We start from the raw sequence: 14670 nt of genomic DNA, 5'->3' as shown, positions 1-14670 counted from the left end.
TCATTATTGCCATGTGCAGTACTTGCTTAAATTATTGATTTTTTACTGTGTTTGCTAATTTTGTTTGGTGCGCCTTAAACTACGTTCAATTCGCGAATGCTCTTTACCTGCTTCCAATAACGCTTCTTCAATGAAAGCTAAGTGAGCATTACTGGCAAGTCGCGCCTGCTCGGGATTCCCTTCAATCACTGCATCCATTAATAAACGGCGATGCTCAGCTAAGCGCGAACTAATATGCGGCTTTTCTAACAATACCGTTAAATTTTGTAAAACATTTTGCTCTAGCAATGCCCGCATACCACGCACTAAATGCAACAGCACCACGTTATGCGAAGCTTCTGCAACACAAAAGTGAAAGGCGTTAATTGCTTTGGCTTTTTGCTGTAAATTATCATTCGCTACGGCAATACTATCAAAACTCTGTTTCACTTTAGCAAAGTCAGTAGTCGTGCCACGAAGCGCAGCATAATAAGCTGCAATCCCTTCTAATGCATGACGAAACTCTAATAAATCAAATTGTGATTCAGGATGCTTACTGATCAAGTCAAATAACGGATCAGTAAGCCCTTCTTCGAGCTGATTTTTTACGAATGTCCCGCCACCTTGGCGACGTGTTACTAAACCTTTTGCCTCTAGCTTTTGAATGGCTTCACGTAATGAAGGGCGCGACACTTCAAATTGCTTGGCTAATTCACGCTCTGGCGGCAGTTTTTCACCGGGAGCTAATGAGCCCTCAAGAATCATATTCTCAAGTTGCTGTAAAATAACATCCGATAGTTTTGCTGCTTTAATCTTTAAAGACATTAATCAACGTCCGCATTGTAGTGGGAATATAGCCTGAATAATTCAAGTTTATACCCATAGTCTAGACCAAAAGGTAAATTGGTCATACCAAATTTGAGCCATACGTTACCAAAAAGCAAGTTTGCTGTCAATTTCGCTGCGATGCACCTTAAAAAACACCCTAACGTATTTTGCACAAAGATCAAACAGTATGAGATAAAGCCAGAGTTTGGGAAGGGTTTTCACAGAAAAAACAAATGGTCTGACCAGATGGTTGCATCTCTAAAGTGCGGCGTCTCTGAACTTCTTTGTCGAATTTATAATTGCGCGGGGTAAACCCGCGCCTACGTAACCTAGCACCTGTTTATTTACGCTAATCCACCAAACAAAGTAAGCAAGGCAATTAACACTAAATAAAACAATACATTTCGTTTTACAAGCTTCATCATACAAGTTGCTTCATACGCGCAACCAAAATGTTGCTGTTCTATCTGCTCTGCGGCAAGCGCGGTATTAGTAACCACTTTACGGTTACTCACTGTAAAATCGAGTGCATAATGCAGCCAGCAACTGGTGCCTTTATTAAAGTTACCTATTACTAGATAACCAAAGCTGGCGATTCTGGCTGGTAACCAATCAAGCCAAAATAATAATGAATGAATAAGTTTAAAACGTTTGGCATACACAACTTTATGGTCGTTCTGCACTAAATCAGCAAAAGTACGTACTAATGCATACAAGGTCGCGCCAGGTACGCCTAATATTACAAACCAAAAAATAACTGCACAATAAAAACGAAAGTTTACCCAAGCCAACGTTTGTCCAAAGGTTTCACCGCCTTTTTGCTCTTCCGTTTTATTTTGCCCCATTTGCAGTGCATATAAGGTTGCAGCTTGCTGATCATCACGAGTTAACGCATTTAAATAAGACTTATATAAAGCACGTTGTTTAGCACAGCCAAAGCAAATCAGCAGCACAACCACATTAATAGCTAACTGCCATAATACAAAATCAGATAAGGTAAAAATAACCGCCACAAGTAATACCGGCAAACACAGCCAAATTATAAATCCCGCAGGCGAATTGAATAAACCTTGCTCGCCAAGCTGTTTTTTGGAACGTGTTAAATAGCCTTGCGCGTAATAGCTTATTTGCCAGTAATCAGATCGGGCACCTAAACGCTCTAATATTAGAGCTATTATTATAGAAATTAAGATCATACTTTTCTGTTTCCAAATTGGCGCTAGTTAAAGCTGATTAAAATATTGTTATAGTGCAGCAAAATAATGATTCCAATCAAAACTGTCACCTGGGTCTGTTTTTCGACCTGGTGCAATGTGGCAATGGCCAACAATACGCTCGCGTGTGATAGCTGAATATTTATTAGTCAATGCGTTAGTTAAGGATTGTAATGCATTATATTGATTTTGGGTATATGGCGTTGTGTCAGTTCCTTCAAGCTCAATACCAACACTAAAATCATTACACTGACTACGCCCTAAAAATTCAGAGCGCCCTGCATGCCAAGCACGTTTACTAAAAGGCACGTATTGCACTATTTCACCCGTGCGTTTAATAAAGCAATGGGCTGAAACTCTCAGCCCCTTTAAATCAGCAAAGCTAGGGTGTGCTTGGCAATCAATACATCCCATAAACAAATCATCCACAAACGGCGTGGCAAACTGCCCTGCAGGCAAGGAAATATTATGAATCACTAATAAAGATATTTCCTCAGCTAGTGGGCGCTCATCAAAATGCGTACTTGGTCGCTGGATAGCGGTACTAACGACACCAAAAGAGTTTATTTTCATTGTTTATTCATAACGGCCTGTAAATAAATGCATAGTCAGATGCTAATAGATTTTTAAATAGAATAATAGCAAAGCTTTAATTGCGCGGGGTAAACCCGCGCCTACGTATTGGTCGCAGCAAGTTTACCTCGCGACTGTTTTTACATTTACACAGACACACTATTTCACCGCAGAGCCCACCAAAGCGCTTTGTTACACCGAGAAGAAAAAATGCCACGTGCGACAAGCGGGGAACCACGAATATGCCCTAGCATCTAGCCACTTCCAAAAACCTAGAACCTCACTCTCTAGAACCTAATCAAACTTATAGTTTCAGCCTTCTCTTTCACTTTCAAACCATGTAAAATTTGAACAATTTCCTAATTATAATGAGCTTTTATAATGTCTATCCCACACAGCCTTTTAAGCCAATTGGTTAAACTTGCCCTTGATGAAGATTTAAATTACCAAACAGCCGAACAAGGCGACATCACAGCGCAACTAATTCCAGCGACGCAGCACGCTAATGCCAAAGTGATCACCCGTGAAGATTGCGTGTTTTGCGGTAAAGACATTATCTTAGAAGTGTTCAAACAAGTTGACCCGAATGTGGAAGTTAATGTGCTGATAAATGATGGTGAGACTGTTAAAGCTAACGATACCTTATTTACAGCAATAGGTTCTGCCCGCGCTATTTTAACAGCTGAACGTACCGCACTTAATTTTGTACAAACCTTGTCAGGTACAGCAACCACTACAGCGCATTATGTAAAAGAGCTCAGTGGCACCAACACCCAACTACTCGATACCCGTAAAACCATTCCGGGCCTACGTGCATTACAAAAGTACGCAGTCAAATGTGGCGGTGGCGCAAATCATCGCATTGGCTTATTTGATGCGTTTTTGATTAAAGAAAACCACATTGCCGCCTGCGGTGGCATCGATAAAGCCGTAGCGCAAGCAAAACTTAATCATCCAACTAAACCAGTAGAAGTAGAAGTCGAATCACTTATTGAGCTAGATCAAGCCATTACAGCCGGTGCTGATATTATAATGCTGGATAACTTTAGCGTTGAGCAAATTCAACAAGCTGTGATACTGACCGATAGGCGCGCAAAATTAGAAGTGTCGGGTAATATGACCCTTGCGACACTGCGCACCTACTCACAGGCCGGGGTTGATTTTATATCCAGCGGTGCACTTACAAAAAATTTACAATCGATCGATTTATCAATGCGTTTTGAATGACTATAAAACCAAAAAATAAATATTATGCAATCCTAACTCATTGACAAGCTGGCGAAGACAGCATTAAATAAGCCGAAAGGCTTACAAAACATAACAAACTGTTAAAATTAGTGCTTTATATAATACAAAACAGTGTTATTGTAAGCTTCTTGGATTAATTAACTAATTTAAACCAAGCCTAAATAACTACTTTTAAATTTTCGTGCACCGCACGGCTAATTTGATGAAAGCTAAGAGCAAAATAAGCCACATTGAAATTAAGTTGTGAGTGAAGAAAGTTTTTATAATTCGATAAAATGCAGCTAAAGCAGCTACCAATAAGTAGCTTTAGTGCTAAAGTTGTTATAATGGATTGATTTTAATAGATGCTAAAACCTATCATGCATTCTTTAGCTAGGTTAGGGGTTAGTAGTTTAACGATTTTAAAAAAAACGTAAGATAAAGCAGTTACAGTAGCTAACGTGAACACATACTTTGCTAACATAATTAATTTAGCTTACAGAAAATACTATCCTTTAGGAGAGGAATATGGAAAAAATGACACAACAAAATCAAAAGGGTTTTACCCTAATTGAATTAATGATTGTAGTAGCAATCATCGGTATTTTGGCAGCAGTCGCGTTACCTGCCTATCAAGATTATACTACTCGTGCGAAAATGAGTGAAGTTGTTACTTTTGCTGGCTCAGCTAAAACAGCAGTTAGTGAATGCGCAATCACAACAGGAGACACAACACTTGCCGCATGTAACAGTAATTCAAAAGTAGGATTGGATCCTACTGCAACTAACATATCTTCTACTTATGTAGAATCAGTAACAGTTGGAACTGGTGGTGTCGTTACTGCAGCAATCCAGGGTACCTCTGTTACGGCACTTGATGGTGGTTCACTTACATTCACGCCTACAGCAACTAGTGGAAGTGTCAGCTGGAAGTGCGAAATAAGCGCAGCAACGTTAAACAAATATGTGCCACAAAACTGCCGTAAAAGCTAATTAGTTTTTATTCAAAGAGAGGAGCTCTTAGCAAGGAGCTCCTCAATCTATCAATATGATAAAAAAAACATCTCATACAATAACTCCCTCTGTATTTTTAATTTTCTGTTTAATTCCATTTATTGATGAATATTTTTTTGGTTTATTTAATGAAAAAAGAGTCTTCCAGTCTATACTACTTATTTTATGTTCCTTACTTTATTTTCATTCATTCAAGTTAGAAAAGAGATCTAATCTGATATTGATTTTAGTTCTATTCATTGGTTTAATCAGCACGTTATTAAGTAACAATCTATTATATTCAAGCTTAAGCTATCTTCACGCTACAATGCTAATAAGCCTTGTTTTTTTAGGTTATAAAATAAAAGATAATAACTCTATTTTATTTTATACGATATTTTTCTCTAACGTATTTTTAGTATCTTATTCATTACTTAATTATTCTTTTTTTATTCTATCAAGTGAAGCGCCATTTCCTGATGGCGTTTTATATGGTTTCTATAACATTCGATTTTTTAATCAATTTCAAGTCCTAAGCATACCCTTTGTCATCTATTTTCTTTCACACTCTAAGTTACATAGAGTTGCCAAAATCACTCTGGCTTTAAATTTATTTTTGTTACTTTTCAGTAGTGCTCGAGGTGCTTCAATAGCAATATTGGTGACAACATTAATTTACTGCTATTTCATAAATAAAAGTATGATAAAAGAACTGTTCTTTTGTCTATTAGGTGCTATTTTATTGTTTTTAATTCACTATTTTTACCTTGATATTTACTACTCAGCTGAATATATAATAAGAACTGGCAGTTCAAAAAGATACGAGCTATGGCTAGAAGTAATCAACAATATAAACTTTAAAACACTACTTATTGGTAATGGCCCAGGTGGATATAAGTCAGAAACTTTCGATTTTGGCCACCCCCATAATAGCTTCCTTCAAATTCTGAATAGCTGGGGAGCAATTGTTTTATCTATTTTTGTTTTTTTTATATACAAATTAATTAATCACTCACTAGCCTTCATTAAGAAAAACAAGGATAACAATGAGTTTTTAACCTGTTTCACTTCATTCATGAGCTTACTAATTTACTCACTAGTCAGCGGCGTGATAGTCATGCCAATTTCGCAGACTTTTTTATTTGTTTTAGTTGGGATTTTACTTGGGTATTTAGGTTATAATCTATTTGAAAGAAAAAATAACACACATAAAAAAATAGCACTAATTATTACATTCACAATATCTTTACTTTACGCGGCATTAGTTATACTGAGCTACAGCTGTTTAGACCCTAAACCATACGGCCCTAGCTTTTGGTCTAACGGACAATTATCTTTTGAAAATTGTAAACTTACTTACTTCGAGGATTAATAATGGCAAAGCAACCGGACAAAAAAGGATTTGATACTTTTGAATGGGTCGGCGTGAGTGCTCGCGGGAAGCGCCTTGAAGGCGAAATGACAGGCGCAAGTATAGCTTTAGTCAAAGCCCAATTACGTAAACAAGGTATCACCCCCTCAAAAGTAAAACGTAAAGCAAAACCGCTGTTTGGTATTCAAAATATTCAAAAAATAACCCCCAAAGATATTGCGTTAGTTACGCGGCAAATTGCCACTATGCTAATGGCGGGCGTGCCCCTTATCCAATCAATTGAAATGATTGGCACTGGCTCGACTAATAAAAGCGTTACTAAGCTAATGGAGACCATTGGCGATGAAGTAAAAGCTGGTGGTACTTTATCTAACGCACTGCGTAAACACCCTCGTTATTTTGATGACTTATATTGTGATTTAGTTGCCTCTGGTGAACAATCGGGTGCGCTGGATAAAATATTCGACCGTGTTGCTCTTTATAAAGAAAAGTCCGAAGCGCTAAAGTCAAAAATTAAAAAAGCGATGTTCTATCCCATTGCTGTATTGGTCGTGGCTTTAATTGTTACTTCTATCCTACTTATTTTTGTTGTGCCACAGTTCCAAGATATTTTTGCCGGCTTTGGAGCAGAACTCCCTGTCTTTACTTTAATGGTGATTGGTATATCTGAGTTTATGCAAGAGTATTGGTGGATAATGCTCATTGCAGTCGTTGGCTTTGGCTGGGCTTACAAAGAAGCACTGCTAAAAAGTAAAAAACTACGCGATGCTAACGACCATGCTATTTTGAAGCTCCCAGTAATTGGTATGATTTTAAATAAAGCGGCGGTGGCGCGCTATGCCCGTACGCTTTCGACCACTTTTGCAGCAGGTGTTCCTTTAGTTGATGCATTGGATTCTGCTGCTGGGGCTTCTGGTAATGCGGTTTATCGTTATGCTATTTTAGATATCAAAGCTGAGGTAAGCTCTGGTAATCAAATGAACTGGGCAATGCGTAATTCTAAAATATTCCCCGATATGGTGATCCAAATGGTCGCCATTGGTGAAGAGTCAGGCTCTTTAGATGGCATGCTAGCAAAAGTCGCCACTATTTATGAGCAAGAAGTTGATGATGCGGTAGATGGTCTATCAAGCTTATTAGAGCCGCTTATTATGGCGGTGCTCGGCGTGTTAGTTGGTGGTTTGATCATTGCTATGTACTTACCTATTTTCCAACTTGGGTCGGTTATATAAAAGCTGTAAGCTGTAAGCTGTAAGCTGTAAGCTGTAAGCTGTAAGCTGTAAGCTGTAAGCAAAAATGTTCCTAATTTATATTAAGCAATACAACATTTTTTTATTTAAGTGATTTATTCACCACGGCGATTAAGAGACGCTGTGCTTTAGAGAAGTAATTGTAAACATAGGTTCTAGGAAGTGGCTAGGGTGTATTCGAAGCCCGTGGCGCTTTTCTCATTTGCTCTCATTCTACTCTTTGTGCAGAAAGGTTTTTGATTGTGGACATTACTTGTAGGCGAGTGGCTTGCCACCGCGAAAATAATTTCATTGTCGCGAGGTAAACTCGCTGCTACCAATGCGTAGTCGCGGGTTTACCCCGCGCAATAGATTAAAGTTCTGTCAGTGATTAATTCACCACCGAGAACACAGAGAAGAAATCAAAGATTTTTTACTTTGGTTTCTCTGTATAGCGCACAGCGCCTTTATGCCCTCAGTGGTAAAATAGTTTTATCGGTGTAAATGTATAAACAGTCGCGTGGTAAACTCGCTGCGATATAAACGTAAGCGTGTGCTTTTAGTATTTTTTAGGTTTTAGGTTTTAGGTTTTAGCGAATGCAAAATTTCTTTCTTGATATAATCACAGTAATGCAAAGCCAATTATGGTTTTATTTACTCACTGTTGGCTTAGTGAGCCTGTGTATTGGCAGTTTTTTGAATGTAGTTATTTACCGGCTGCCGATAATGATGCAGCGTGAATGGCAAACAGAATGCCGTGTTTTACTGGCTGACGATTTAAAACCTACAAAAGCTGATAATACAGAAGCTGAATTAAATCTAGTAAAGCCCAACTCGACCTGCCCAAAATGCAAAACGGCCATTAAGCCTTGGCAAAACATTCCTGTTATTAGCTGGTTATTGCTAAAAGGTCGCTGCGCCAGTTGCAGTAACCCAATCTCAGTACGATACCCAATTGTTGAAATGCTTACTGCTATTTTAAGTTTAATAGTGGCCTACACTTTTGGCGCGACTGAGCAATCACTACTATATATTTTAATTACTTGGCTGCTTGTTACCCTGACCTTTATTGATATTGACCATATGCTGCTACCCGATCAACTCACCTTACCTTTACTCTGGCTAGCATTAATTGCCTCGGTAATGGGCATCACTATCTTACCTACTGATGCGATTATTGGTGCAGCTTGTGGTTACTTAAGCCTTTGGAGCGTATTTTGGCTGTTTAAACTGATCACCGGGAAAGAAGGTATGGGCTACGGTGATTTTAAATTACTGGCGGTATTTGGCGCATTGCTTGGCTGGCAATCATTACTCACCATTGTTTTATTATCAAGTGTAGTGGGCGCTATTATTGGTATCGCATTATTGAGTATTCAAGGCAAAGATAAAGCCACGCCAATTCCATTTGGGCCTTATTTAGCCATTGCCGGTTGGGTTACTTTGTTATGGGGCACACAAATCCAAGTATTTTATTTTAATTTGTTAGGTTATTAATATGAATGCATCCACTCATAAACCGATGAAAAATTGGGTGCTGGGCTTAACCGGCGGTATTGGTTGCGGAAAAAGCGCCGTTAGCGCCATGTTTGAAAAACTCGCTATTACCGTGGTTGATGCAGACATTATTGCACGCCAAGTAGTCAAACCGCATAGCCCTGGTTTAGCTGCTATTAGGGAGCATTTTGGTGCCCCAGTGCTAAACCCCGACGGCAGTTTAAACCGGGCGCAATTACGTGAGATTATTTTTGCTGATACAGCGCAAAAAAATTGGCTTAATAATTTGCTACACCCACTGATCCGTGAAAAAACCCTTACTGATTTACACTCTGCAAACAGCGCATATGTGGTGCTCGTTGCGCCACTGTTATTTGAAAATGCTCTTGAGCAATATTGTGCTCGCACTTTAGTGATTGACGTTCCTGTAGAAATACAACTCAAACGCACTATTGCCCGAGATAATATTAACGAGCAACAAGCGCTCAGTATTATTACCGCACAAATGTCGCGCGAAGATAAATTAAACCGAGCTGACGATGTGATTGATAACAACCGCGCTTTGTATTTAGTTGAGCCAGATATAGTGCAACTGCATCAAAACTACTTACAACAAGCGGCTAAATTTAACTCATAAAGACGATAACTGTTGTGATAAACAAAAACTTTTTAGCTTTTTGTTGTCAAATTATCTTAAATCGACAAGACTGATGTTATACCTTTCTTTTTTCTGATAAATTGCTGGCTATGAAAGGGTCTAACCAAGGTGCGCAATGAATATTAATTCACCATTACTTAGAAAGTTTATTACGCTTGGCCGTATTGACGCTGAAACGGTTAAATTAAAGCAACGTGAGTATGCCTCAACCGCAGAGCTAATAGCTAAATGCAGCGGTATTGACGGCCATGAGCTTGCCGAGCAATGCATTGACTTATTCCGAGTGCCTTATTTTGATATACGTGAGTTTGATGTCGAGCTGATCCCAAAAGAGCTTGTTAAAGAAAAGCTGATCAAAGATCACCATATTCTACCTTTAGTTAAAAAAGGCCGTAAACTTTATATTGCCGCGTCTGATCCTACCGATTACGGTGCTTTTGAAAACTTTGAATTTAGTACCGGACTTGCCTGTGAGGTAGTCGTGGTTGATTATCGCCAGCTTGAAGTCAAAATAGATCAACTACTTGATGCCTCAGGCAGTTTGCATTTAAGTGATGAAGAATTTAAAGAGTTTAGCGATCTAGATACCGAAAGTCCTCGAGAACAACAAAATAACGGTGAAGACGAAAAAGACGATGCCCCAATTATTGTCTACATCAATAAAATTTTGATGGATGCAATAAAAAAAGGCGCGTCGGATCTACACTTTGAACCTTACGAACATAAATACCGCGTACGTTTTCGTATCGATGGTATTTTGCATGAAATGGCCAGCCCGCCGAACAGCTTAGCCACGCGCTTATCTGCGCGTATAAAAGTTATGGCGCGCTTAGATATTGCCGAAAAACGAAAACCACAAGATGGCCGTATCAAACTAAAAATTACCGAACGTAAAAGTATCGATTTCCGGGTAAGTACGCTGCCGACCTTATGGGGCGAGAAAATAGTAATGCGTATCCTTGATTCCTCCAGTGCCATGCTGGGCATTGATGTACTGGGTTATGAACCTGAGCAGAAAAAGCTCTATATGGATGCTCTGCAACAACCGCAAGGCATGATTTTAGTTACTGGCCCTACCGGCTCGGGTAAAACAGTATCACTTTACACTGGTTTAAATATTCTTAACCAACCAGAGCGTAATATCAGCACTGCAGAAGATCCGGTTGAAATTAACCTTGAAGGTATCAACCAAGTACAAATTAACCCGCGCGCAGAAATGACCTTTGCTAATGCGTTAAAAGCGTTTTTACGTCAAGATCCTGATGTAGTAATGGTAGGTGAGATCCGTGATCTTGAAACCGCTGAAATTTCTATCAAAGCGGCGCAAACTGGTCACTTAGTATTATCGACATTACATACTAACTCTGCACCTGAAACCCTAACCCGTTTACTTAATATGGGTGTACCTGCTTATAACGTGGCCAGCTCGATTAGCTTGATCATCGCACAGCGTTTAGCCCGTCGTTTATGCCCTAAATGTAAAACACCTGAAACCTTACCTAGTGAAGAGTTACAACGCCAAGGTTTTAGCCCTGAACAAATAAGTGAACTCACTTTATTTGTCCCCAAAGGCTGCGATAGTTGTACAGATGGCTATAAAGGCCGGGTAGGTATTTATGAAGTAATGCAAATTACCCCTGAAATTGCACAGATCATTATGCGTGGCGGTAACTCACTAGAAATTGCTGAAGTATCGCTAAAGTCAGGCTTTAATAACTTGCGTTTATCAGGCCTCAGAAAAGCTGCCGCCGGTATGACTTCATTAGCCGAGATAAACCGAGTAACTAGTTTTTAATATTCTGAAACCTAGGGTGCTAGGTTTTAGAGTTATAAATTATAAACAATATGTATGAGAAGATGTTATGCCAACAGTTGTAAACTGCCCAACGTGTAAAACCCAAGTAGAATGGTCAGAAAAAAGTCCGCACCGCCCTTTTTGTTCAAAACGCTGCCAGTTGATTGACTTAGGCGAATGGTCGTTTGAAAACAATAAAATCTCTGCTCCAATCACCTCTGCAGATGATTTAAGCCAAGATATGATTGAAGATATTGAAGCTATGCTTGCTAAAAACGACGATGATTTTTTCAAGTAAGCCCGAAAAAAGAGTAAAACAGTCGCGAGGTAAACTCGCTGCTACCAATATGCAGGCGCGGGTTTACCCCGCGTAAACTCCAATTAACTACTTTGCAGTTAACCAAGCTTCCAAACTAAAAAAACTAACGCAAAGCCAACTAAATAAATCAGTCCTAACCAGCTCAAGCTTTGTATTACTTTGGAATGCTGAATACTTGGTACTGAGCGAACTAAGCTGAAGTTCAGCCATGCAAAAATCGGTGTGGTCAAAAATGCTAGCGTCATGGCAAAAGTAAGCATAGGGCCAAGGGCTGATTTAAAGAATAAAATCACCGCCATCCCCGCCAAAGATTGCACTATCAACCAGATATTTAAGCTGTGCTTACTTTGTTTAAAACCTAATAACTTGTGTGATTCGTTTAATGTGCGGGCGTAGCCATCAAGCACAGTTAAAGTTGTGCCAAACATACATAAAAATGCGATAATTGAAACCAATGGTCGAGCCCATTCACCTATAGTCAGGGCATACATATCAATAAGCTGTTTAGCAAATGCTACGCCGCCAAGCTCTATATTTGCGCTTTGTCCATATTGTACTAACACACCGAGTGAAAAGAATACTAATGCCAGCCCTGCGGTTAACCAATAACCTAAATTAAAATCAAACAACCCCTGAGCCTTAGTCACGCTTTGCTGGCTTTGCTTTTCTTTAAGCCACAATGAGCTTAATGCTGAAATTTCAATCGGTGCAGGCATCCAACCCATCAATGCCACCATAAAACCCAGCATAGCAAGTTCATAAGGAGATGGGCCAACGTAATCAGCAGGTGCCATTGGGCCGTTACTAAATGCAATAGCGAGGGCAATGACTGTTGCTAATGTAAGTAGCCCCATAATAGCCTTTGCGACGTTATCGAGTGCTTTAAAATGCCCGAGTAATAAAATGACTAAGCAAACGGCGAGGATCAACCAACATAGTAATGTCACTGAAATAGCAATAGGTAAAGCGTAGTGTAATAAACTGGCCGTTAATAGCAGCACACCAGCAGTATTGACCACCGCGGCAATAATATTTAAGCCAATAAAACTATAAAAAAACCACGGGCCTTTACTTTGATAGCCTTCAACTAAGCTTTTTTTTGTGGCTAGCGTGTACTCGATACCAAAGCGGAAAAACGGATATTTGAGTAAATTAACCACCACGATAAGCCAAAATAACTGCCAGCCAAATATTGCTCCGGCTTGAGTCGATGCCACTAAATGTGAGCCACCAATAGCGGCTGTTGCCATTAAAATACCAGGGCCGAGTGCGTTTAAACGAGTTTGCCAAGTTAATACTGCTGATTGCATGTGCGAGCTTACTATATTGTTTTTATTAATAAACAAGTTACAGCGTTTTAATGAGGATTGAAAGTGAGAAAATTAATGGAAGATTAAACGATTCGCTAGATCCTAGTTACCTAGAACCTAGCGCCTTTATTAATTAACGTAAATCCATTTCTTGAATAATTTCATGAGCAATTTCAGGTGTAGTGCTCACCGGTTTTTCATGTAAATTGGCTTTAATTTGGCCTTTACGATGCTTTAGTGCTGCATCGAGTTTTTTAGCCGCGTTTGCAATAGCTGGATAAAGAACTTCGTTCTCACCTTTAACGGATAAACGCGCGCCTTCGTATATGGTACTGATTTCTGCTTGGAGCTTGTGGTGCTCTTTTGAAAGAATGATATCGAGTGCGATCAGAGATGGAAAATGACTCGCAATTTTTGAAAATTTTTCGTTGATGTGCTCTCTAATAGAGTCAGTAACGTCAACATGGTGACCTGAAAGATTAATTTTCATAGGGTATCCTTTTTTATGTTACCTCATAACTAGTATTGGGGGCTATTTAGATTAACACAAGGAAGCAAAGCATAAATATGACATTTATTTGTTAGTAAAGATGACTCAGATCAAATTATACACATTAAATATGCAAAACCCCGCATGGTACGGGGCTTTCAGCGTGACTCTTAATTTTGTATATTAAGTATACGAACAACAGTAATCAGCAAAATCAGCCACTTTTACTTGGAAAGTAACGTTAGCATCAACGTTAAAAGATTCCCCTGCTGACATTGATTGCCATTTCGTCTCACCAGGGAGTAATACATCCCACTGGCCGCCGTTTAATTCCATCAATTCTTTTTTGCTCGTAGCAAATTCAAACTCACCCGGTTGCATAAACCCTAACGTTTTAGTGCTACCATCAGCAAAAACCACCGTACGACTTGATACTTTACCGTCAAAATATACGTTCGCTGTTTTAACAACACTTACATTATCAAACTGAGACATCCTAACTCCTGTTTATTTAAGTTTATAATTTTAATTATGTTCACAGTGCCTGATACTCAAAAAGCTTGCAAGGGAAGAGTCATAGTAATGAAAAATACTCATGGGCTTCGGGCTTACATTGTAGGTCGTGCTTTAGCGCGTAAAATGCTTAAGAGTTAAATAAATAATTAAATCACCGCTTTTTTAGCTGTGATAAATAGTGGTAACGCCTAAATAATTCGCCGAAGCGAGATGGTTGTTTTTTTGCTCTGCAAAAAAAGACAACTTGCGGAGGTAGTATTAATTTGATTGTTATGAGTTTTTAACATGATGTAAATACTGGCTTAATACAATATGCAACCATGCAATACTGAATTCGAGATCGCTACCTCTAGATTTAGGCATCATATAGTGATCATAGCTAGATACCATTTCAGTAAATGCTTCTATTTTTTCGTCTATGCCTTTAGGTTCAACAGCATGAGCCATTTTATTTCTTATTGCATTTAACTCTTTGAGAAAAGGCCAAATTTCCAGCTTTATATCTTTCTGTACAAGGGCCCAGCAAAGATTGAGTTTTTGAGCAAACATCGTATTTTGGCCAATTTTTATTTCTAGAGGGTTCCCCAGTGCTAGTTTCTCTTTGAGCAAATCAGTAAGTAACTCCTCTATCAGAAGGTGCCCCTTTAACACAATAAGCGCACTATCAACC

Annotated in this window: 15 protein-coding genes; 8 read left to right on the top strand and 7 right to left on the bottom strand. The window is 39.1% G+C overall.

Features of this window, described 5'->3' with window-relative positions:
- Window positions 1–54: 54 nt before the first annotated feature.
- The 3 genes from pdhR to ampD all read right to left on the bottom strand — a co-directional run bounded on the left by pdhR (window position 55) and on the right by ampD (window position 2594).
- Entirely contained in the window at window positions 55–804 is a 750-nt protein-coding gene (gene pdhR / locus J7338_RS13745) for a pyruvate dehydrogenase complex transcriptional repressor PdhR (protein WP_210797581.1), read from the bottom strand.
- A 347-nt stretch (window positions 805–1151) separates the two neighbouring features.
- The gene (gene ampE, locus J7338_RS13740; RefSeq protein WP_210797580.1) at window positions 1152–2003 is read right to left on the bottom strand and encodes a beta-lactamase regulator AmpE; all 852 of its coding nucleotides are present in this window, start codon (window positions 2001–2003) and stop codon (window positions 1152–1154) included.
- Between the two features lie 48 nt (window positions 2004–2051).
- A complete protein-coding gene (ampD, locus tag J7338_RS13735) occupies window positions 2052–2594 on the bottom strand; it encodes a 1,6-anhydro-N-acetylmuramyl-L-alanine amidase AmpD (protein ID WP_210797579.1) in 543 nt (180 codons plus the stop codon).
- 381 nt (window positions 2595–2975) lie between these two features.
- On the opposite strand from ampD, the gene nadC reads away from it, so the two are divergent.
- From nadC to yacG, 8 genes are all read left to right on the top strand, one after another.
- On the top strand, window positions 2976–3821 hold the full coding sequence (nadC, locus tag J7338_RS13730) for a carboxylating nicotinate-nucleotide diphosphorylase (RefSeq protein ID WP_210797578.1): 846 nt from the start codon (window positions 2976–2978) through the stop codon (window positions 3819–3821).
- Between the two features lie 528 nt (window positions 3822–4349).
- Window positions 4350–4814 carry a pilin gene (locus tag J7338_RS13725; protein WP_210797577.1) on the top strand — a complete coding sequence of 155 codons (465 nt, stop codon included), beginning with the start codon at window positions 4350–4352 and terminating at the stop codon, window positions 4812–4814.
- 328 nt (window positions 4815–5142) lie between these two features.
- Window positions 5143–6186 carry an O-antigen ligase family protein gene (locus J7338_RS13720; protein ID WP_228732993.1) on the top strand — a complete coding sequence of 348 codons (1044 nt, stop codon included), beginning with the start codon at window positions 5143–5145 and terminating at the stop codon, window positions 6184–6186.
- Between the two features lie 2 nt (window positions 6187–6188).
- A complete protein-coding gene (locus tag J7338_RS13715) occupies window positions 6189–7418 on the top strand; it encodes a type II secretion system F family protein (protein ID WP_210797575.1) in 1230 nt (409 codons plus the stop codon).
- A 594-nt stretch (window positions 7419–8012) separates the two neighbouring features.
- On the top strand, window positions 8013–8912 hold the full coding sequence (locus J7338_RS13710; RefSeq protein WP_210797574.1) for a prepilin peptidase: 900 nt from the start codon (window positions 8013–8015) through the stop codon (window positions 8910–8912).
- Window position 8913: 1 nt separating this feature from the next.
- Entirely contained in the window at window positions 8914–9549 is a 636-nt protein-coding gene (coaE, locus tag J7338_RS13705) for a dephospho-CoA kinase (protein ID WP_210797573.1), read from the top strand.
- Window positions 9550–9685: 136 nt separating this feature from the next.
- Window positions 9686–11365: a type IV-A pilus assembly ATPase PilB gene (pilB, locus tag J7338_RS13700; protein WP_210797572.1), complete on the top strand. Its 1680-nt coding sequence runs from the start codon at window positions 9686–9688 to the stop codon at window positions 11363–11365.
- A 67-nt stretch (window positions 11366–11432) separates the two neighbouring features.
- Complete coding sequence (yacG, locus tag J7338_RS13695) at window positions 11433–11663, top strand: DNA gyrase inhibitor YacG (RefSeq protein ID WP_210797571.1); 231 nt, start codon at window positions 11433–11435, stop codon at window positions 11661–11663.
- Between the two features lie 98 nt (window positions 11664–11761).
- Here yacG and J7338_RS13690 read toward each other — a convergent pair whose 3' ends face one another.
- From J7338_RS13690 to J7338_RS13675, 4 genes are all read right to left on the bottom strand, one after another.
- Window positions 11762–12994, bottom strand: a complete 1233-nt coding sequence (locus J7338_RS13690) for an NRAMP family divalent metal transporter (RefSeq protein ID WP_415837806.1) — start codon at window positions 12992–12994, stop codon at window positions 11762–11764.
- Window positions 12995–13127: 133 nt separating this feature from the next.
- Window positions 13128–13484: a ribosome hibernation-promoting factor, HPF/YfiA family gene (gene hpf / locus J7338_RS13685; RefSeq protein WP_145235189.1), complete on the bottom strand. Its 357-nt coding sequence runs from the start codon at window positions 13482–13484 to the stop codon at window positions 13128–13130.
- A 183-nt stretch (window positions 13485–13667) separates the two neighbouring features.
- Window positions 13668–13979 (bottom strand): pyrimidine/purine nucleoside phosphorylase, encoded by a 312-nt coding sequence (gene ppnP, locus J7338_RS13680; protein WP_210797570.1) that lies wholly within the window; start codon window positions 13977–13979, stop codon window positions 13668–13670.
- Window positions 13980–14270: 291 nt separating this feature from the next.
- A partial coding sequence (locus tag J7338_RS13675; RefSeq protein ID WP_210797569.1) for a hypothetical protein occupies window positions 14271–14670 on the bottom strand: 400 nt, incomplete at its 5' end.

This window comes from Pseudoalteromonas ostreae, from assembly GCF_018069805.1.
GTDB classification, from domain to species: domain Bacteria; phylum Pseudomonadota; class Gammaproteobacteria; order Enterobacterales; family Alteromonadaceae; genus Pseudoalteromonas; species Pseudoalteromonas ostreae.
This window is presented reverse-complemented; position numbering and strand designations above follow the sequence as displayed.

Bases quoted from the DNA above. Each gene is read 5' to 3' on its own strand.
- ppnP (WP_210797570.1), bottom strand. From the start codon at position 13,979: ATGTCTCAGTTTGATAATGTAAGTGTTGTTAAAACAGCGAACGTATAT.
- coaE (WP_210797573.1), top strand. From the start codon at position 8,914: ATGAATGCATCCACTCATAAACCGATGAAAAATTGGGTGCTGGGCTTA.
- J7338_RS13690 (WP_415837806.1), bottom strand. From the start codon at position 12,994: ATGCAATCAGCAGTATTAACTTGGCAAACTCGTTTAAACGCACTCGGC.
- ampE (WP_210797580.1), bottom strand. From the start codon at position 2,003: ATGATCTTAATTTCTATAATAATAGCTCTAATATTAGAGCGTTTAGGT.
- yacG (WP_210797571.1), top strand. From the start codon at position 11,433: ATGCCAACAGTTGTAAACTGCCCAACGTGTAAAACCCAAGTAGAATGG.
- pdhR (WP_210797581.1), bottom strand. From the start codon at position 804: ATGTCTTTAAAGATTAAAGCAGCAAAACTATCGGATGTTATTTTACAG.
- pilB (WP_210797572.1), top strand. From the start codon at position 9,686: ATGAATATTAATTCACCATTACTTAGAAAGTTTATTACGCTTGGCCGT.
- J7338_RS13725 (WP_210797577.1), top strand. From the start codon at position 4,350: ATGGAAAAAATGACACAACAAAATCAAAAGGGTTTTACCCTAATTGAA.
- J7338_RS13715 (WP_210797575.1), top strand. From the start codon at position 6,189: ATGGCAAAGCAACCGGACAAAAAAGGATTTGATACTTTTGAATGGGTC.
- ampD (WP_210797579.1), bottom strand. From the start codon at position 2,594: ATGAAAATAAACTCTTTTGGTGTCGTTAGTACCGCTATCCAGCGACCA.
- nadC (WP_210797578.1), top strand. From the start codon at position 2,976: ATGTCTATCCCACACAGCCTTTTAAGCCAATTGGTTAAACTTGCCCTT.
- hpf (WP_145235189.1), bottom strand. From the start codon at position 13,484: ATGAAAATTAATCTTTCAGGTCACCATGTTGACGTTACTGACTCTATT.
- J7338_RS13720 (WP_228732993.1), top strand. From the start codon at position 5,143: ATGCTAATAAGCCTTGTTTTTTTAGGTTATAAAATAAAAGATAATAAC.
- J7338_RS13710 (WP_210797574.1), top strand. From the start codon at position 8,013: ATGCAAAATTTCTTTCTTGATATAATCACAGTAATGCAAAGCCAATTA.